Origin of the sequence: Streptomyces sp. C, from assembly GCF_000158895.1 — a bacterium.
In the GTDB taxonomy this organism is placed as follows: domain Bacteria; phylum Actinomycetota; class Actinomycetes; order Streptomycetales; family Streptomycetaceae; genus Streptomyces; species Streptomyces racemochromogenes.
Genome location: NZ_GG657750.1, coordinates 5,076,664 through 5,095,004, shown reverse-complemented (window position 1 = coordinate 5,095,004; position 18,341 = coordinate 5,076,664). Strand labels below are relative to the sequence as shown.

Annotated in this window: 12 protein-coding genes; 5 read left to right on the top strand and 7 right to left on the bottom strand. The window is 71.0% G+C overall.

Annotated features, from left to right (window positions below):
• Positions 1–54 precede the first annotated feature (54 nt).
• The 7 genes from SSNG_RS23140 to SSNG_RS23110 all read right to left on the bottom strand — a co-directional run bounded on the left by SSNG_RS23140 (position 55) and on the right by SSNG_RS23110 (position 10,884).
• A complete protein-coding gene (locus tag SSNG_RS23140; protein ID WP_007266321.1) occupies positions 55–1,101 on the bottom strand; it encodes a dipeptide ABC transporter ATP-binding protein in 1,047 nt (348 codons plus the stop codon).
• Complete coding sequence (locus tag SSNG_RS23135) at positions 1,094–2,149, bottom strand: ABC transporter ATP-binding protein (protein WP_007266320.1); 1,056 nt, start codon at positions 2,147–2,149, stop codon at positions 1,094–1,096. Before SSNG_RS23135 ends, SSNG_RS23140 begins: the two co-directional genes overlap by 8 nt.
• 13 nt (positions 2,150–2,162) lie before the next feature.
• Complete coding sequence (locus SSNG_RS23130; RefSeq protein WP_007266319.1) at positions 2,163–3,119, bottom strand: ABC transporter permease; 957 nt, start codon at positions 3,117–3,119, stop codon at positions 2,163–2,165.
• Complete coding sequence (locus tag SSNG_RS23125; protein ID WP_007266318.1) at positions 3,112–4,059, bottom strand: ABC transporter permease; 948 nt, start codon at positions 4,057–4,059, stop codon at positions 3,112–3,114. Before SSNG_RS23125 ends, SSNG_RS23130 begins: the two co-directional genes overlap by 8 nt.
• Positions 4,060–4,152: 93 nt before the next feature.
• Positions 4,153–5,775 carry an ABC transporter substrate-binding protein gene (locus SSNG_RS23120; RefSeq protein ID WP_007266317.1) on the bottom strand — a complete coding sequence of 541 codons (1,623 nt, stop codon included), beginning with the start codon at positions 5,773–5,775 and terminating at the stop codon, positions 4,153–4,155.
• Positions 5,776–6,200: 425 nt separating this feature from the next.
• The gene (typA, locus tag SSNG_RS23115) at positions 6,201–8,105 is read right to left on the bottom strand and encodes a translational GTPase TypA (protein WP_007266316.1); all 1,905 of its coding nucleotides are present in this window, start codon (positions 8,103–8,105) and stop codon (positions 6,201–6,203) included.
• Between the two features lie 331 nt (positions 8,106–8,436).
• The gene (locus SSNG_RS23110; RefSeq protein ID WP_042801697.1) at positions 8,437–10,884 is read right to left on the bottom strand and encodes an ABC transporter family substrate-binding protein; all 2,448 of its coding nucleotides are present in this window, start codon (positions 10,882–10,884) and stop codon (positions 8,437–8,439) included.
• A gap of 400 nt (positions 10,885–11,284) precedes the next feature.
• Between SSNG_RS23110 and SSNG_RS23105 the strand changes: the two genes are divergently transcribed.
• From SSNG_RS23105 to SSNG_RS42280, 5 genes are all read left to right on the top strand, one after another.
• Positions 11,285–11,509, top strand: a complete 225-nt coding sequence (locus SSNG_RS23105; RefSeq protein WP_007266314.1) for a hypothetical protein — start codon at positions 11,285–11,287, stop codon at positions 11,507–11,509.
• A gap of 100 nt (positions 11,510–11,609) precedes the next feature.
• Positions 11,610–12,434, top strand: a complete 825-nt coding sequence (locus SSNG_RS23100; protein ID WP_007266313.1) for a hypothetical protein — start codon at positions 11,610–11,612, stop codon at positions 12,432–12,434.
• A 1-nt stretch (position 12,435) separates the two neighbouring features.
• Positions 12,436–14,352 (top strand): fumarate reductase/succinate dehydrogenase flavoprotein subunit, encoded by a 1,917-nt coding sequence (locus tag SSNG_RS23095; protein WP_007266312.1) that lies wholly within the window; start codon positions 12,436–12,438, stop codon positions 14,350–14,352.
• Positions 14,349–15,131, top strand: a complete 783-nt coding sequence (locus SSNG_RS23090; protein WP_007266311.1) for a succinate dehydrogenase/fumarate reductase iron-sulfur subunit — start codon at positions 14,349–14,351, stop codon at positions 15,129–15,131. Before SSNG_RS23095 ends, SSNG_RS23090 begins: the two co-directional genes overlap by 4 nt.
• Before the next feature lie 209 nt (positions 15,132–15,340).
• Positions 15,341–18,341: serine/threonine-protein kinase (locus tag SSNG_RS42280; protein ID WP_165365023.1), on the top strand; the 3,001-nt coding region annotated here is incomplete at its 3' end.

Sequence of the window (18,341 nt, the reverse complement as noted above, 5' to 3'; positions counted from 1 at the left end):
GGAGCTGGTGCTCCGGTCCCGGGCGCCCTGGGACGCGTACGCCGTACGGGGAGGTCAGCCGGCCAGGACGGCCCGGTCCTCCGCGAAGTGGCACGCCGACTCGTGCGCGGCCGGGGTGTCGACGCCCTGGAAGCGCGTCGGAATCGCCAGCAGCGGCTCCTCCGTGGAGCACTTCTCCTCGGCCTTCCAGCAGCGGGTGCGGAAGCGGCAGCCCGACGGCGGGTTGGCCGGGGAGGGGACGTCACCGGTGAGGATGATCCGCTCGCGGCCCTCGCGGGCCTCCGGGTCCGGCACGGGCACGGCGGAGAGCAGGGCCTGCGTGTACGGGTGGGTGGGGTGGTCGTAGATCTCGGCGTCGGTGCCGATCTCGGCCATCTTGCCCAGGTACATGACGCCCACGCGGTCCGAGATGTGCCGGACGATGGAGAGGTCGTGCGCGATGAAGACGTAGGAGAGGTCGAACTCGTCCTGGAGCTTCTCCATCAGGTTGATGACCTGCGCCTGCACCGACACGTCGAGCGCGGAGACCGGCTCGTCGCAGATGATGATCTCGGGCTGGAGCGCGAGGCCGCGGGCGATGCCGATGCGCTGGCGCTGGCCGCCGGAGAACTGGTGCGGGTACCGGTTGATGTACTCCGGGTTCAGACCCACGACGTCCAGGAGCTCCTGGACCTTGCGGCGCCGGTCGCCCTTGGGAGCCACCTCGGGGTGGATCTCGAAGGGCTCGCCGATGATGTCGCCGACCGTCATGCGCGGGTTCAGCGAGGTGTACGGGTCCTGGAACACCATCTGGATGTTGCGGCGGACGGCCTTGAGGGCCGCGCCGGACAGCTTGGTGATGTCCTGGCCCTTGTAGAAGACCTCGCCGGCGGTGGCCTTCTCCAGGCTCATCAGGAGCTTGGCGACGGTGGACTTGCCACAGCCGGACTCACCGACGATGCCGAGGGTCTCGCCCTGGTAGAGGTCGAAGGAGACCCCGTCCACGGCCTTGACCGCGCCGATCTGCTTCTTGAACAGGATGCCCTGGGTCAGCGGGAAGTGCTTGACCAGGTTGCGCACCTGAAGGATCGGCTCGCCCTTGGGCTTGGTGAGATCAGCCATGGATCTGCTCCTTCCAGAAGTGGCACGCGCTGCCGCGGCCCGGCAGCTCGGTGCCGTCCTGCTCGGTCACCTGGTGCAGGACGGGCACGTCGGTGCGGCAGATGTCCTGGGCCTTGGGGCAGCGCGGGTTGAAGGCGCAGCCCGTGGGGAGGTTGAGCAGGTTGGGCGGCAGGCCCTTGATCGCGTAGAGCTCCTGGCCCTTCTGGTCCAGGCGCGGGATCGAGTCGAGCAGGCCGCGGGTGTACGGGTGCGCCGGGCGGCTGTAGATCTCGTGGACCGGGGCGTTCTCGACGATCCGGCCGCCGTACATGACGGCGATCTTGTCCGCGACGTCGGCGACGACGCCGAGGTCGTGGGTGATCAGGATCAGGCCCATGTTCATCTCGCGCTGGAGCTCCGCGAGCAGGTCCATGACCTGGGCCTGGACCGTCACGTCGAGGGCCGTGGTCGGCTCGTCGGCGATGATCAGGTCGGGCTCCAGGGCCATCGCCATGGCGATCATGATGCGCTGGCGCATACCGCCGGAGAACTGGTGCGGGTAGTCGCCCACGCGCGCCTTGGCGGCGGGGATCTTCACCCGGTCCATGAGCTCGACGGCCTTGGCCAGCGAGTCCTTCTTGGACATGCCCCGGTGGACGCGGAACATCTCGCCGAGCTGGGCGCCGACGGTGTGCACCGGGTTCAGCGAGGACAGGGCGTCCTGGAAGATCATGGCGATCTTCGAACCGCGGATCTTGCGGTACTCCTCGGCCGGGAGCTTCAGCAGGTCCTGCCCCTGGAAGAGGATCTCACCGGAGGGGATCTTGCCGGGCGGCATGTCGAGGATGCCCATGATGGCCTGCGCCGTCACGGACTTGCCGGAGCCGGACTCGCCGAGGACGGCGAGGGTCTCGCCGGCGTTCACCGAGTACGAGACGCCGTTCACGGCCTTGGCGACACCGTCGCGGGTGTGGAACTCGACGTGCAGGTCGCGCACATCGAGCAGGGGGGTCCCCTCCGGCGCCGAGCGGGGCGCGGGGACGTTCGAGGTCTTGTCGATGGTGGTCAACGTACGCCCTTCCTCAGCGCAGCTTCGGGTCGAGGGCGTCACGTACCGCGTCGCCGACCATGATGAACGCGAGCACGGTGATGCTCAGCGCGATCGACGGGAACAGCAGCACGTGCGGTGCCTGGAGCCAGCGGACGGAGGCGTCGCTGACCATCAGGCCCCAGGAGATCTGCGGGGGCTGGACGCCGATGCCGAGGTACGACAGGGCCGCTTCCGCGGAGATGTACACACCCAGGCTGATCGCGCCGACCACGATGACGGGGGCGACGGCGTTCGGCAGGATGTGACGGATCGTGATGCGCATGGTGCCGGCGCCCAGGGCGCGGGCGGCGACCACGTAGTCGTTGTTCTTGTTCTGCAGGACCGAGGACCGCATGATGCGGAAGATCTGCGGCCAGCCGAGGATCGCGAGCACCAGCGAGACCGTCCAGGCGTTGCCCGGCAGCGCCGACATGATGAGCATGCCGCCGAGGATCAGCGGGATCGCGAAGAAGATCTCGGTGAAGCGGGACAGGATGCTGTCGGTGATGCCGCCGACCCAGCCGGCGATCAGGCCGAGGGCGCCGCCGACGAGGAGCACCAGCGTGGTGGTGACGACGCCGACGATCACGGAGTTGCGGGCGGCCCACACCGTACGGGTGTAGACGTCGCAGCCCTGGATGTCGAAGCCGAACCAGTGCGCGGAGCTGGGGGTCTTGAGCGAGTCCTCCAGTCGGCAGGCGCCGGCGTCGAAGGGGCTGCCGTCGGTGAACAGCTGCGGGACCGCGGCGACGATCAGCAGGAACACCACGAGCAGGGCACCGATGATGAAGATCGGGTTGCGGCGCAGGTCGTCGATCGCGTCGGACCAGAGGCTGGCCTCGCGGTCCTTCTTCTTGGCCTGGACCTTGCCGGCCTGCTTGCCCCCGGAGGTGGCCGCGGCCGTCTGGGTGTCGGTCATCGGGTCCTCCACCGTATTCGTGTCACGCATAGCGGATCCTCGGGTCGAGCACGGCGTAGAGCAGGTCCACCAACAGGTTGGCGACGAGGTAGATGAGGACCAGGAGGGTCACACCACCGACGACGACGGCGCCTTCCTTCAGGTAGACGGACTTGGCGAGCAGGCCACCGAGGCCGTGGATGTTGAAGATGCGCTCGGTGATGACCGCGCCGCCCATGAGGGCACCGAGGTCGGCGCCGAGGAAGGTGACGATCGGGATCAGCGCGTTGCGCAGCGCGTGGTTGACCACGACGCGGCGGCGGGGCAGGCCCTTGGCCGTGGCGGTGCGGACGTAGTCCGCGCGCATGGTCTCCATCAGGCTGGTACGGGTCAGTCGGGCCACGTACGCGAGCGAGGTGGACGCGAGCACCCAGGCCGGGAGGAGGTAGGCCTGGAGTCCGTCGTTCTCGTTGAAGGAGACGGAGAAGAGGTCGATGCCCCAGCTGTTCTTCAGCTGGACGCCGAGGGTCAGCTGGAGGACGAAGCCGGTCACGAAGACGGGGATGGAGATGACCATCAGGGTGGAGATGAGGACCAGCTGGTCCAGGAACTTGCCGCGGCGCAGGGCGGCCATGATGCCGGCCAGGACGCCGACGACGGCCTCGATGACGAAGGAGAAGATCGCGAGGTTCACCGTGTAGGGGAACGCCTCGCCGATCATCTCGCTGACCTTGCGGCCGGTGAGGGTCTCACCGAGGTCGCCCTGGAACACACCGGTGATGTAGTTCCAGTACTGCAGCAGGAACGGGTCGTCGAGGTGGTACTTCTCGCGCAGCATCGCGGCGACGAGGGGATCCGCCTTCTTCTCGCCCGCGAGGAGCTGAATCGGGTCAGCGCCGGGCATGGCGAAGGTGAGCAGGTAGATCAGGAACGTGGCGCCGATCAGAACAGGGATCGCCTGTATGAGTCGGCGGATGAGGTAGCGGCCCATCAGACCTCCAGCAAAGAACAGGGGGAAAGGGCGGGCAGACGGAAACCTGATTCCGTCTGCCCGCCCCCGCAAGCCCCTTGGTGAAGAGGGGTGTTAGTTGCGCTCGACGTTCGCCAGGTCCATGCGGCCCTGGGCGTCGACCTCAACGTTCTTCACGGACTTGGAGTAGGCCGAAGAAGACATGTAGGTGAAGACCGGGATGTACGGAAGGTCCTTGATGATGATGTCATCGGCCTTCTGGTACAGCTTCTGGCCCTCGGCCGGGTCGGTGGCCTTGTCGGCCTCCGCCATGACCTTCTCGAACTCGTCGTTACGGTAGTGGCCGTAGTTGGAGCCCTGCTCGATCGCGACCTTCGAGAAGATCGGGCGCAGGTAGTTCTCCGCCGCCGGGTAGTCCATGGACCACGCCATGCGGAAGGCGCCCTTGTACTTGGCCGCCTGGAGGTCGTCCAGCATGTCACCGAACTTGGCGTACGGCTTGGCGGTGACCTCGATGCCGAGGTTCGTCTTCAGCTGGTTGGCGACGGCCTCGATCCACTCCTTGTGGCCGCCGTCGGCGTTGTAGCCGAGCTCCAGCTTGTTGCCGGGGACACCGCCGGCCTTCTCGAAGATCTCCTTGGCCTTGGTCGGGTTGTACTGACCGACCTCGCCCAGCGCGCCCTTGCGGTAGCCCGGGATGATCGGGCTGATGAAGTCGTCGGCCGGCTTGCGGGTGCCGTTGAAGATGGTCTTCGTGATGGCTTCCCGGTCGATGGCCATGGAGAGGGCCTGACGGATCTCCACCTTGCCGAACGCCTCGGGGTTGGTCTCCAGCGGGAGGCCGAGGTAGCCGACGCCCGACTCGGGCTTGTAGATGTAGCGGTCGCCGAACTCCTGGGAGACGCTGGCCATCGCGGAGACGGGCAGCTTGTCGACGATCTGGATGTTGTCGGCGCGCAGGTCGTTGTACGCCGTGTCCAGGTTGTCGTAGATCTTGAAGGTGACGCCGGCGAGCTTGGCGCGACCCTCGGCCGGGTACTTGTCGTACCGCTTGACCTTGATCTGCTTGTTGTGGTCCCAGGCGCCGTCCATCTGGAAGGGGCCGTTGCCGATCGGCTTCTCGCCGAACTTCTTCGCACCGTCGGTCTCGAAGGCCTTCGGCAGCGGGTAGAAGGCGTTGTAGCCCAGCATGGTCTTGAACTGGGAGAAGGGCTCCTTCAGCGTGACGGTGAAGGTCTTCTCGTCAACGACCTTGAGGCCCTTGAGCTCCTTGGCCGTGGGCTTCTTGTCCTTGCCCGGCGCGAGCTCGTCGGAGCCCTCGATCTTGGCGAAGAACGGCATGCCCTCGGCGGCGTTGTCCTGGTTGGCACCCCAGTTCCAGGCGCGGACGAAGGACTGCGCGTCCAGCTTCTCACCGTTGTGGAAGGTGAAGCCGTCCTTGACCTTGATGGTCCAGGTCTTCGAGTCCGTGGTCTCGATGGACTCGGCCGCGGCGAGCTTCGGCTCGTTGGTCTTGTTGTCGTAGTCGACCAGACCGGTGAAGAGCGCGTTGAGGACCTCGGCGCCCTCGGACTCGCCGGTGTTCTGACCCACCAGGCCGTGCTGCGGCTCGCCGAGCACGACGGTGATGTTGCCGCCCTTGCCACCGGCGTCGTTGCTACCGGTGCTGCAGGCCGTCGCGGCCATGGCCACGATCACGGCACCCGCGACCCACTTGGCGCTCGTTGCTCCGCGCATGGGTATTTGCCTCCTCAGGAGTCACTGTCGATTCGTGAAGGACCCGGTTCCCGCTGACACCCCTGACAGCGAAATCCGGTCCCATCGTGTGCTCGTGAGTCGACGCTCCCCACAGCGTGTGACCCATTGACCCGAGCTCAATGGAGCCAATCCTCAGGGACCGCCAGGCCGTAAACCACACTTAAGTGGTCTCGTTTTCACAACATCACCGCATGGCGAAAACCCGAAATCCGGACAAACGGATAGGAGACAGACACGTGCGAAACGGACGGTTAGCTCATCATCCGGAGCGTCACGGTCGGTATGCGGACACCAGAACGCAACAATCCGTTTGACAAACGCGAACGGCCCCTCCCCGCACCGGGACGGTGCGGGGAGGGGCCGTTGTCAGCCGTACGGCTTCAGGCCGGAGTCCGACTCGCGGACTACTTGGCCGACTTGGCGCGCGACGCGGTGCGCGAGCGCTCCTTCTGGTCCAGGACGACCTTGCGGATGCGCACGGCCTCCGGGGTCACCTCGACGCACTCGTCGTCGCGGCAGAACTCCAGGGACTGCTCCAGGGAGAGCTTGCGGGGCGGGATCACGTTCTCCGTGTTGTCCGCCGAAGCCGCACGCATGTTGGTGAGCTTCTTCTCCTTGGTGATGTTCACGTCCATGTCGTCGGAGCGCGAGTTCTCGCCGACGATCATGCCCTCGTACACCTCGGTGCCGGGCTCGGTGAACAGGACGCCGCGCTCCTGCAGGTTGATCATCGCGAACGGCGTGACCGCACCGGCGCGGTCGGCGACCAGGGAGCCGTTGTTGCGGGTGACCAGCTGACCGAACCACGGCTCGTGGCCCTCGTGGATCGAGTGGGCGATACCCGTACCGCGGGTGTTGGTCAGGAACTCCGTGCGGAAGCCGATGAGGCCGCGCGACGGGACGACGAACTCCATGCGGACCCAGCCGGAGCCGTGGTTCGACATGTTGTCCATGCGGCCCTTGCGGACGCCCATGAGCTGCGTGACCGCACCCATGTGCTCCTCGGGCACGTCGATGGTCATGCGCTCGACCGGCTCGTGCGTCTTGCCGTCGATCTCCTGCGTGACGACCTGCGGCTTGCCGATGGTCAGCTCGAAGCCCTCGCGGCGCATCTGCTCGACCAGGATGGCGAGCGCGAGCTCACCGCGGCCCTGGACCTCCCAGGCGTCCGGGCGGTCGGTGTCGAGGACGCGCAGCGAGACGTTGCCGATCAGCTCGCGGTCCAGACGGTCCTTGACCTGGCGGGCGGTGACCTTGCGGTCCTTGACCGCGGACTTGGCGTCCGCGCCCTTGCCCGTGCCGCCGCGGCCGACCATCGGGGAGGTGTTCGTACCGATGGTCATGGAGATCGCCGGCTCGTCGACCGAGATCAGGGGCAGCGCGACCGGGTTCTCCGGGTCGGCCAGGGTCTCGCCGATCATGATGTCGGGGATACCGGCCACGGCGCAGATGTCACCGGGACCGGCGACCTCGGCCGGCTTGCGGGTGAGCGCCTCGGTCATCATCAGCTCGGTGATGCGGACGTTGGAGATCGAACCGTCGCGCTTGATCCAGGCCACGGTCTGGCCCTTGCGCAGCTCGCCCTGCTCGACGCGGAGCAGCGCGATGCGGCCGAGGAAGTTGTCGGCGTCCAGGTTGGTGACGTGGGCCTGGAGCGGGGCCTCCTCGTCGTACACCGGGGCCGGGACGTGCTCCAGGATGGCCGAGAAGAACGGCTCCAGGTTGTCGCTGTCGGCGGGGACGGTGCCGTCCTCCGGCTTGGTCAGCGAGGCGACGCCGTCACGGCCGCAGGCGTAGACGATCGGGAACTCGATCTGGTCCTCGTCCGCGTCCAGGTCGAGGAAGAGGTCGTACGTCTCGTTGACGACCTCGTCGATCCGGGAGTCCGGGCGGTCCGTCTTGTTGATGCAGAGGATGACCGGCTTGCGCTGCTGGAGCGCCTTGCGGAGCACGAAGCGGGTCTGCGGCAGCGGACCCTCGGAGGCGTCCACCAGGAGGACGACGGCGTCCACCATCGACAGACCGCGCTCGACCTCGCCACCGAAGTCGGCGTGGCCGGGGGTGTCGATGATGTTGATCGTGATCGGGGCCCCGCCGTCCTTGGGGTGGTACTTCACCGCCGTGTTCTTGGCGAGGATCGTGATGCCCTTCTCACGCTCCAGGTCGTTCGAGTCCATCATGCGGTCGTCGAGCTGCTGGTGGGCGGCGAAGGCACCGGCCTGCTTGAGCATGGCATCGACGATGGTCGTCTTGCCATGGTCGACGTGGGCGACGATGGCGACGTTACGGATGTCGTGGCGCGTGGGCACTTCGGCGCTTCTCCCGGGATCGTGGATGGCGTCGCGTACGGCCTGGCACGCGAGCCTCTGCCGGGCGGAAACCTGCCACGGCCTTACCCCATCGTACGTCGAGTGGCGGGAACCGCCTGCCGGGGGGTCTGTCAAGGGGCCGGACGACTGAGGAACGCCGGGATCGGGGTGGGGGGTCCCGGCGGGGGTCGCGGCCCGTGTTCATGCGGGTCAATGGGTACGTACGACCTTGCCCGCCGGGGATCCGGCGGGCAAGGAACTTGAGTCACTTCTGAGCTTGCTACCCGGGGGTCAACCTGACAGGCCCCGTTATTTCACCCGATGTCCTCGGCTACTTCTCCTCGCCGTCCTTGGTGCCCTTGGCGGCCGGCGGCTTCTTCCAGCCGATGTCCTGGTAGCGGGGCGCCCCGAGGCCGAAGGCACCGGCGTTGGCCAGGCCCGGCTTCACGGCGACCAGCTCGGGGCGCTGGTAGAGCGGGATGGAGCCGGCCGCCGCCCAGATCCGGGCATCGGCCTTGCGCATCAGCTCGCGGGCCTGCGCCTCGTCCAGCTCGCCGGCCGCCTGGTCGAAGAGCTGGTCGATGTGGTCGGTGCCGACCCGGGTGTAGTTCTGCTCGACGAGGAGCGAGCCGTCGGCGGCCGGCTCCGGCTTGGCGAAGATCGGGCGGGCGTCCGTGGCCGGGAAGGCCGTCGCCGGCCACGAGTACAGGGCCAGGTCGTACTGGCCCGAGGCGATGTGGTCCTTGAAGAAGCTCTCGTCGGCCACCTTCTTGATCTCCGTGCTGATGCCGATCTTCTGGAGCATCTGGGAGATCCGCTCGCCGACCGAGCGCAGGGCCTCCGAGCCGGGCCCGGCCGGCAGGACGAAGCGCAGGCTGAGCGGCTTGCCGTCCTTGGCGAGCATCGCGCCGGAGGTGCGGGCCTGCTTGGCCGGAGCGGGGACGGGGACCGGGCTGGCGGCCGCGGCGGGCTCCTTGGCGTCACCCTCCTCCCCGGCCTCCTTGGCCTCCTCCCCCTCCGCCGGGGCCTTGGCGTCGGCGGCCGCGGCCGCCCCCTTCGCGAGGGTCTCCGCCTGGGCCAGCAGGACGTGCTCCTGCTGCGCGGCGAGCGAGGCCGGGGCCAGGGCCGGGGAGGGCCCGTCGGTGCGGCCGAAGGAGGCGATGCCGTCGGCCGGGTCCGCCCCGAAGCCGCGTACGGGCGTCTCCGGGAGGACGCGCAGCCCGGCGGCGGGGGCGCCGGGCAGGCCCGGGCGGGTCCGGCGCAGGCCCAGGTCGGCGGTGGCCGAGCGCAGGTCGCCGTTGCGCCCGTCGTCGTCACCCACGATGTACAGGCCGTCGTCGCCGGTGCCGTCGCCCGGCCCGGGCTTGGCACCCGCCCGGGTCTTGGAGTCGTCCTGCGAGCTCTCCGCGCTCTCGGCCCCCGCCTTCGCCGGCTCGTTCAGCTTGCCGCCCTTGCGCCAGCCCGCGTCGGCGAGCAGGGCCTGCGCCGCCTGGGTGTCCTGGCCGCCGAGGGCGTCGCTGTTGTCGGCGTACGCCTGCTGCCCGGCCAGCGCCAGGTGGCTGCCGACCGGCTTGGCCGGCAGACCGAGCGGCTTGAGGACGATCTCGGCCAGCGTCCTGCGGTCCAGGGCGCGGGCGACGGCCCGGCGGACGCGTTCGTCCGACAGCGGGCCGGAGGCCCCGTTCATGGCCAGCTGCGTGTAGGCGGGCTCCAGCGACTTGCGGACCGTGAAGCCGCGCAGCGCCGACTGCTCCTCGGCGTACTTCTTGACGGCGTCGGCGTTCTTCTGGCGGGTCTCCTGCTCCTCCTTCGCCCTGGCCTCGTCGGCGCCGTGGGCCAGCGCCCAGGAGAGGGTGGCCTGTGCGGGGGTGAGCGAGGCGCCCGGGCCGTGCGTGCCGTCGACCTGGCCGGCGTCCCGGTGGGCGAGGGCGATCCGGTCGGCGCCCGAGCGGTCGATCTCGGCCAGGTCTACCTTCCCCGCGGCCAGCGCCGCCGGGCGGCCCGCCCGGGGCACCGCCGTCAGCACGAGGGTGTCCAGCTTCGCGGGCCGACCCCACCAGCGCGGGTTGCGGGTCAGCGCCGCGGTGCCGGTCTTCTTGTCGATGGCCCCGAGGCCGAAGGGCCCGGCGGTGACCTTGAGGGCGCCGCGGGCGCCCTCGTTGAAGGCCTCGGGGGTGCCCATGACCTGCTTGGGGTAGAGCGGGCTGAACAGGGAGCGCCAGTCGGCGTACGGCCTGACGAAGGTGACCTTGACCTCCAGGTCGTTCTTGCCGCGCTCGATCTTCTCGATCCGGTCGTAGCCGGCGTTGCGGGCGGTCCAGTACGCCGAGTCCTTGCCGTTCAGGGCCCGCCACTGGGCGACGAAGTCGGCGGCGCCGATCTCGCGCCCGTCGCTCCACACCGCCTGCTGGTTCAGCTTGTACAGGACGACCTGCTTGGGCTCGCGCTCGACGACCTCGGCCTTCTCCAGGTAGTCCGGATTGGCCACCGGCCGGCCCTTGGCGTCCAGGGTGAACAGCTGGGGCAGGACCGCGCCGGCGATCCGGCTGGTGGTGGCGTCCGCGTCGGCCTGGAAGGCGTTCAGGGTCTCCGGCAGGGAGTCCACGGCCCAGCGCAGCACGCCGCCGTCGGCGACCTGCTCGCGGACGGTCGCCGCGATGTCCGGTCCCGCGGCGGCCGGGCCGCCCTCGTCCTCGCCCGCGCCGCAGCCCGCGAGGAGCGGCAGTGCGAGGACTCCCGAGGTGAGGAGCGCCAAGGACCTGCGCCTTCTCTGGGTCATGGGTGGTACCTCCGGGGCGGGGCACGAGGGCCGTGAAAACGGGGTCTTGATCACGTTCGGCGGTATATGGAGCTGATCACACCGGTGTGGAAACCCACTGAAATCGACCACCGCCCGCGTCCTCAGCAGCGGCCCCTCGCCACGCCGCGAACCCCACCCGTGCGGACCAATCCCGCTTGCGCCCCCGGGCGCGCCCCCCGCCCCCCGCCGCGGCCGGACCGGGCGCCCAAGCGCGCGTTCCCTCGTTCGAGGGATGAAAATGGGAGCAGGGAGGGGCGCACGGTTTGCGCCTGCGCGCCCGGAATCGCTGCACGTCCCTTCACAACCGGGGACGGGAGGCGCGACACTCGCAGGCGCCCGTGAGCGTTGCCACCGCACCCTGCGGAAGTGAGGGCAAGTCATGTCCCTGCAAGACGATCTGACCGCCGTACGGCGCAGTCTCGACGAGCTGGTCCGCTCGGTGGAGCAGCTGGAGAAGGACGTCGCCCGGCAGGCGCCGGCCGCCGGCTCCAGGCCGCCGGAGAAATCCGGGATGGTGACCATCCCGGACACCCCGTACGACAACGCGCTGTGGACGGACACCGACGACGAGGGCCTCGGCGCCCGCGACCGCCGCGCCCCGTAGAGCCCCCCGCCCGTCCCCGCGCAGCACCCCCATCTGGCCCGGCCGCTCCGGCGGCCGGGCCTCCTGGGCCACCCCTCGACCACTCCACCCGGAGTTCCCTTTGGCCACAGGCACGGAACCACCCCAGCAGCGGCCCGGCGGGGTCCACGGCCCCTCCCGGGCCGCGATCACGGCCCGGCACCTGCGGACCGACCGGTGGTGGCTGTCGCCCGCCGGCACCGCGGCCGGGCTGCTCGCCTTCATCGCGTACTCGACCTGGCGGGCCTTCGCCAACGACCACTACTACGCGGCCCCGTACGTCTCCCCGTTCTACTCCCCCTGTCTGGCGGAGAACTGCCGGGAGATGCGCGGCGGACCCAACCTCGACCTCTTCGGCAGCTGGTGGGGCCTGTCCCCCGCCCTGCTGATCCTGGTCTTCCCGCTCGGCTTCCGGCTGACCTGCTACTACTACCGCAAGGCCTACTACCGGGGCTTCTGGGCCTCGCCGCCCGCCTGCGCCGTCGCCGAGCCGCACGCCTCGTACACGGGCGAGACCCGCTTCCCGCTGATCCTGCAGAACCTGCACCGGTACTTCTTCTACGCGGCGGTGCCGGTCGCCGGCATCCTCACGTACGACACCGTGCTGACCTTCCGGGACGAGCACTACGCCTGGGGCCACATGGGGCTGGGCACCCTCGTCTTCCTGGCCAACATCGTGCTGATCTGGGCCTACACGCTGTCCTGCCACTCCTGCCGGCACATCATGGGCGGCCGCCTCAAGCACTTCTCCCGGCACCCGGTGCGCTACCGCCTGTGGGGCTGGGTCAGCCGGCTCAACGCCCGCCACATGCAGCTGGCGTGGGCCTCCCTGATCAGCGTCGCCCTGTGCGACTTCTACGTGTACCTGCTGGCCAGCGGCACCATCACCGACCCGAGGATCTTCTGAGATGACTCAAGTGGAACGGCAGCAGTGGGACGTGGTCGTGGTCGGCGCGGGCGGTGCCGGGCTGCGGGCCGCGATCGAGGCCCGCGAGCGGGGCGCCCGTACGGCCGTGATCTGCAAGTCCCTCTTCGGCAAGGCCCACACGGTGATGGCGGAGGGCGGGATCGCCGCCTCCATGGGCAACGTCAACGAGGGCGACAACTGGCAGGTCCACTTCCGCGACACCATGCGCGGCGGCAAGTTCCTCAACCAGTGGCGGATGGCCGAGCTGCACGCCAAGGAGGCCCCGGACCGGGTCTGGGAGCTGGAGACCTGGGGCGCGCTCTTCGACCGCACGCCCGACGGCCGGATCTCCCAGCGCAACTTCGGCGGGCACGAGTACCCGCGCCTCGCGCACGTCGGCGACCGGACCGGCCTGGAGCTGATCCGCACCCTCCAGCAGAAGATCGTCCAGCTCCAGCAGGAGGACTTCAGGGAGCACGGGGACCACGAGGCCCGGCTCAAGGTCTTCCAGGAGTGCACGGTCACGCGGGTTCTGAAAGATCGCGGTCTCAAGGACGGGGAGAGGGTCTCGGGGACCTTCTGCTACGAGCGCGAGACCGGCCGCTTCTTCGTCCTGGAGGCCCCCGCGGTCGTGCTGGCCACCGGCGGGATCGGCAAGTCCTTCAAGACCACCTCCAACTCCTGGGAGTACACCGGCGACGGCCACGCCCTGGCCCTGCTCGCCGGCGCACCCCTGCTGAACATGGAGTTCGTCCAGTTCCACCCCACCGGCATGGTCTGGCCGCCCTCCGTGAAGGGCATCCTCGTCACCGAATCCGTGCGCGGCGACGGCGGGGTGCTGCGCAACTCCGAGGGCGAGCGCTTCATGTTCGACTACGTCCCGGACGTCTTCAAGGAGAAGTACGCCGAGTCGGAGGAGGAGGGCGACCGCTGGTACGAGGACCCCGACCACAACCGGCGCCCGCCCGAGCTGCTCCCCCGCGACGAGGTGGCCCGCGCCATCAACTCCGAGGTGAAGGCGGGCCGCGGCTCCCCGCACGGCGGGGTGTTCCTCGACGTGTCCACCCGGATGCCGGCCGAGAAGATCAAACGCCGGCTGCCCTCCATGTACCACCAGTTCAAGGAGCTGGCGGACGTGGACATCACCGCCGAGCCCATGGAGGTCGGCCCGACCTGCCACTACGTGATGGGCGGCATCGCGGTCGACTCCGACACCGCCGCCACCGTCGGCGTACCGGGCCTGTTCGCCGCCGGCGAGGTCGCGGGCGGCATGCACGGCTCGAACCGGCTCGGCGGCAACTCCCTGTCCGACCTGCTGGTCTTCGGCCGGCGGGCCGGGCTGCACGCGGCGGAGCACGCGGCGGTCCCCGGCCCGCGTCCCGCCGTCTCCCAGGAGCAGATCGACGCGGCGGCCGCCGAGGCGCTGGCCCCGTTCCACGCCGCCGACGGCGCGGAGAACCCGTACACCCTCCACCAGGAGCTCCAGACGGCGATGAACGACCTGGTCGGCATCATCCGCCGCGAGGGCGAGATGGCCGAGGCCCTGGAGCGGCTGGCGGCCCTGCGCGTACGGGCGGCCTGCGCCGGGGTCGAGGGGCACCGGCAGTTCAACCCGGGCTGGCACCTGGCGCTGGACCTGCGCAACATGCTGCTGGTCAGCGAGTGCGTGGCCCGCGCCGCCCTGGAGCGCACCGAGAGCCGGGGCGGGCACACCCGCGAGGACTGCCCGGCGATGGAACGCCAGTGGCGGGCGGTGAACCTGCTGTGCCGCCCGGTCGATCCGGCCCCCGCCGACCCCGCCGCGGCGCGGATCGCGCTGGAGCGGGTCCGCACCGAGCCGATCCGCCCCGACCTGCTCGCGCTCTTCGAGAAGGAAGAACTGGCCAAGTACCTCGCCGAAGAGGAGCTGTACGGGTGACGACATACGACGCACGCTTCCGGGTCTGGCGGGGTGACGCGGAGGGCGGGGACCTGCGGGACTTCACCGTCGAGGTGCACGACGGCGAGGTGGTCCTGGACATCGTGCACCGGCTCCAGGCCACCCAGGCGTCCGACCTCGCTGTCCGCTGGAACTGCAAGGCGGGCAAGTGCGGCTCGTGCAGCGCGGAGATCAACGGCCGGCCGCGGCTGATGTGCATGACGCGGATGTCGGTCTTCGGGCGGGACGAGACCGTCACGATCACCCCGCTGCGCGCCTTCCCGGTCATCCGGGACCTGGTCACGGACGTGTCCTTCAACTACGCCAAGGCCCGCGAGGTCCCGGCCTTCGTGCCCCCGCCGGGCGTCGCCGCGGGCGAGTACCGGATGCAGCAGGTGGACGTGGAACGCTCGCAGGAGTTCCGCAAGTGCATCGAGTGCTTCCTGTGCCAGGACACCTGCCACGTCGTGCGCGACCACGAGGAGAACAAGACCGCCTTCGCCGGCCCCCGCTTCCTGATGCGGGTCGCGGAGCTGGACATGCACCCGCTGGACGCTGCCGCGGACGCCGGCCTGGACCGCAAGCGCACCGCCCAGGAGGAACACGGGCTGGGCTACTGCAACATCACCAAGTGCTGCACGGAGGTCTGCCCCGAAGGCATCAAGATCACCGACAACGCCCTGATCCCGCTGAAGGAGCGGGCCGTGGACCGCAAGTACGACCCCCTGGTGTGGCTGGGGAGCAAGATCCGGCGGCGTTCGGCTTCCGACCCCCGTTAGGGGGTGTTGCGAAAGTCCTGTGCGGCGCTCGCGGTGTCCGGTGCGTGCTCTCGGCGCGCCGGGCGAAGGCCCTCGTACTGGGCTACTCGAGACTTCGACCGGTGCGGCGAGAGTGCGTGCCGGGCGCCGTGGGCGCCGTGCGGGACTTTCGCAACACCCCCTAGTTCACTCGGCGGTGGACAATGCCCCCTGGATGACCGTCGGACGACGTGATCTCAGGGGGCTTCGCGGTGCGGGTGGGGGAAGTACTGGCGGACCGGTACCGGCTGGACCAGCGGCTCGGCGCCGGAGGCATGGGCGAGGTGTGGCGCGGGCACGACCAGGCCCTGCACCGGGCCGTGGCGGTCAAGGTGCTGCTGGACGCGGCGACCAACGAGGAGCTGATCGCCCGGTTCCGGCGGGAGGCCACCATCGGGGCGCGCCTGCAGCACCCGGGCATCACCGTCGTGCACGACGTGGGGCAGCACGAGGGGCGCCTGTTCATCGTGATGGAGCTGCTCGCCGGGGAGGACCTGGGGGCGCGGCTGGCCCGCTCCCCCGGCGGGCTGGCGGTGGGCGACGCGGTCGGGCTGGCCGTGCAGACGGCTGAGGCGCTGGCCGCCGCGCACGAACAGGCCGTGGTGCACCGGGACCTGAAGCCCCAGAACCTCTTCCTGCTGCCCGGAGGACGCCTCAAGATCTGCGACTTCGGCATAGCCCACTCCGCCGACGCGACGGCCGGCTGGACGGTGACCGGGCGGATGTTCGGCACCCCGCCCTACATGGCGCCCGAGCAGTGGCGCGGCGAGCACGTGGACGCCCGCTGCGACCTGTACGCGCTGGGGTGCGTGCTGTACGCCCTGCTGAGCGGGGAGCCGCCCTTCGGGTCGGCGGAGCCGATGTACGTCCTGATGCGGCGCCACGTGGAGGACGCGCCGGTGCCGCTGGAGGTGCCGGGGGTGTCCGCGGAGCTGGGCCGGCTGGTGCTGGCGCTGCTGGCGAAGGACCCGCGGGACCGGCCGGAGTCGGCGCAGTGGGTGGCGGGGGCGCTGCGGGGGGTGGACGGGGTCGTGGACGGTCCCGTGGAGGGGGGTTCCGCCGCGGGCGTCGGGGCGCGGGACGGGGAGCGCCCCGCGGAGCCGGGACCTCGGCCCGACCCGGAGCCGGAGCGGGAGTCCCGGCTCGGGGTCGAGCCGCAGCGGGAGCCGGACGGCTTCGTGCCCGCCGCGGTACGGGACTTCGTACGGGAGCTGCTGCTGGAGGCCGAGGAGACGCTGGTCTCCCTGCCGCCCGGGGCGGGAGAGGCGCGCACCGAGGGGCTCGCCCTCGCGGCGGAGGCGGCGGCGCGCTTCGACGCGGACCTCGCCGGCCGGCTGCTCGCGGACGCCGAGCTCTGGGCCTGGACCGACGGGGACGGCGACGGCGCCCGGGTGGCCGCGCTGCTGACCGGGCTGGCCCGGCGGATCTCGCGGGACGCCCCCGCCCGCACCGAACGGGTGCTGACCGACGCGCAGCAGGCCCTGTTCTCGGTGTCGGGGCCGAAGCGGCCGGCCCGGCTGCGCAAGGTCGCGGAGGAGCTCGCGGCGGTCGCCCCCGAACGCGGGGTCCGGCTGGCCCGGCGGTACTTCGCCGGCAGCCCGGCGGAGGAGGCCGTCCTGGCGCGGGCCGCCCTGGCCAGTGCACCGGCCGACCTCCCCCGGGCCGAGGGGTACCTGTCCCTGATCCAGAGCCCCGTGGTCCGGGCGGCCACCGAGTCCAAGGCCGTCACCGCCGTCGCCCGCCGGGACCTGCCCGCCGCCCTCCGGCTGGCCGCGCGGATCCCGGGCGGCGGGGCCCGGGTGCGGGCGCTGTGCCGGGTGGCGGGCGAACGCTCCGCCGTCGGGGACCGGGAGGGCGCGGCGGAGGCCCTGGCCCTGGCGGAGCAGGCGCTGACCGACACCGGCGACGGGGAGCTGGAGGCGGCCCGCGCGGACCTGGAGGCCGCCCGGGACCTGAGCGCGCAGGGCCGCCCCTCCGTCCTGGACCCGGCCGTCGCGCAGGAGCGGGCCGCCGCCGCCCGACGGCTGGCCGAACCCGCCGAGCGGGGCCGGGAGCTGGCCTGGATCGCCCGGGACTGCACGGCGGGAGCGCCCTGGCTGGCGGCCGCCGCGACCGACCCCGGCACGCCGCCCCCGCGCGCGCTGAGGCCGCGCCCCGACCAGGCCGGGTCCCGGCCGGCGGCGGGGTGGCGGACCGATGAGCTGCCGGACGAGCTGCACGCAGCCGGGGTGCGGGCGCTGTGGGCGACGGGCGCGGAGGTCGGCTGCGTGGACGCCCCGACGGGGGCCGCGCTCTGGTTGGCGCACGCCGACGAGGGGGTGCGGGCGCTGCCGCTGCCGGAGCCGGAGCGGGTGTGGTGCGCGGCCGACGCCGACACCGTGTGCGTGGTCGTGACCTCGGGCGGCGGGTCGCGCGGGCGGCTGGTGGTGCGGGATCCGGCGGACGGTCGGGTGCGGTGGTGGCGGGAGCTGGCGGAGCCGGTGGGGCTGGTCCCGGCGCCGGGGCTGGTGCTGCAGGCGGCGGAGGGTGAACTGACCGCCCTGGACAAGGCCGCCGGGGAACCGGTGTGGCGGCACCCGCTGCCCGCCGGGGCGGCGCTGACCGTCGCGGGCGAGTGCCTGGTGGTGGGGGGCGGCGGCCGGCTGCGGGCACTGCACCTGCCGAGCGGGGCCCCGCTGTGGTCGTGGCCGCGCGGCTACGACGCCGGCGCGCCGACGGCCCCCGACCAGCCGGCGGGCGGGCCGGTGCACGTACTGGACGGCGGTGTCCTGCGCGCGCTGGACCGGCGCAAGGGGTACGAGCTGTGGCGCTTCGAGCCGGGGGTGCCGGCGGCGGGGCTGCTCGTCGAGGACGGGGTGGTGTACGTGGCCGCGTACCGGGCGGAGCAGGGCTGGGACGTGGTGTTCGCGCTCGACGCGGAGAGCGGGGCGGTGCGGTGGCAGCGGCCGGTGACGCGGCGGGAGGGCGCGGCGTGCGTGCTGGGCCTGCTGGGGGTGCGGCGGGGGGTGCTGTACGTGAGGTCCTCCCACGGCGGGCGCCGGGGGCTGCTGGGGCGGACGGCCCTCCCGTTCGTCACGGGCCTGGACGTCGGCACGGGCCGGCCTCGCGGGCACTGGGACCACCCGGCGAACGGTCCCGCCCCCGTCGTCGTCGGGCGGCACCCTCGTCCTCGCCGGGCGTCGCTGACGGGCG

Excerpts from the sequence above, each read along its gene's own strand:
- SSNG_RS23105 (WP_007266314.1), top strand. The coding sequence starts at position 11,285 with ATGTCCCTGCAAGACGATCTGACCGCCGTACGGCGCAGTCTCGACGAG.
- SSNG_RS23140 (WP_007266321.1), bottom strand. The coding sequence starts at position 1,101 with ATGGCTGATCTCACCAAGCCCAAGGGCGAGCCGATCCTTCAGGTGCGC.
- SSNG_RS23125 (WP_007266318.1), bottom strand. The coding sequence starts at position 4,059 with ATGGGCCGCTACCTCATCCGCCGACTCATACAGGCGATCCCTGTTCTG.
- SSNG_RS23110 (WP_042801697.1), bottom strand. The coding sequence starts at position 10,884 with ATGACCCAGAGAAGGCGCAGGTCCTTGGCGCTCCTCACCTCGGGAGTC.
- SSNG_RS23095 (WP_007266312.1), top strand. The coding sequence starts at position 12,436 with ATGACTCAAGTGGAACGGCAGCAGTGGGACGTGGTCGTGGTCGGCGCG.
- SSNG_RS23120 (WP_007266317.1), bottom strand. The coding sequence starts at position 5,775 with ATGCGCGGAGCAACGAGCGCCAAGTGGGTCGCGGGTGCCGTGATCGTG.
- SSNG_RS23130 (WP_007266319.1), bottom strand. The coding sequence starts at position 3,119 with ATGCGTGACACGAATACGGTGGAGGACCCGATGACCGACACCCAGACG.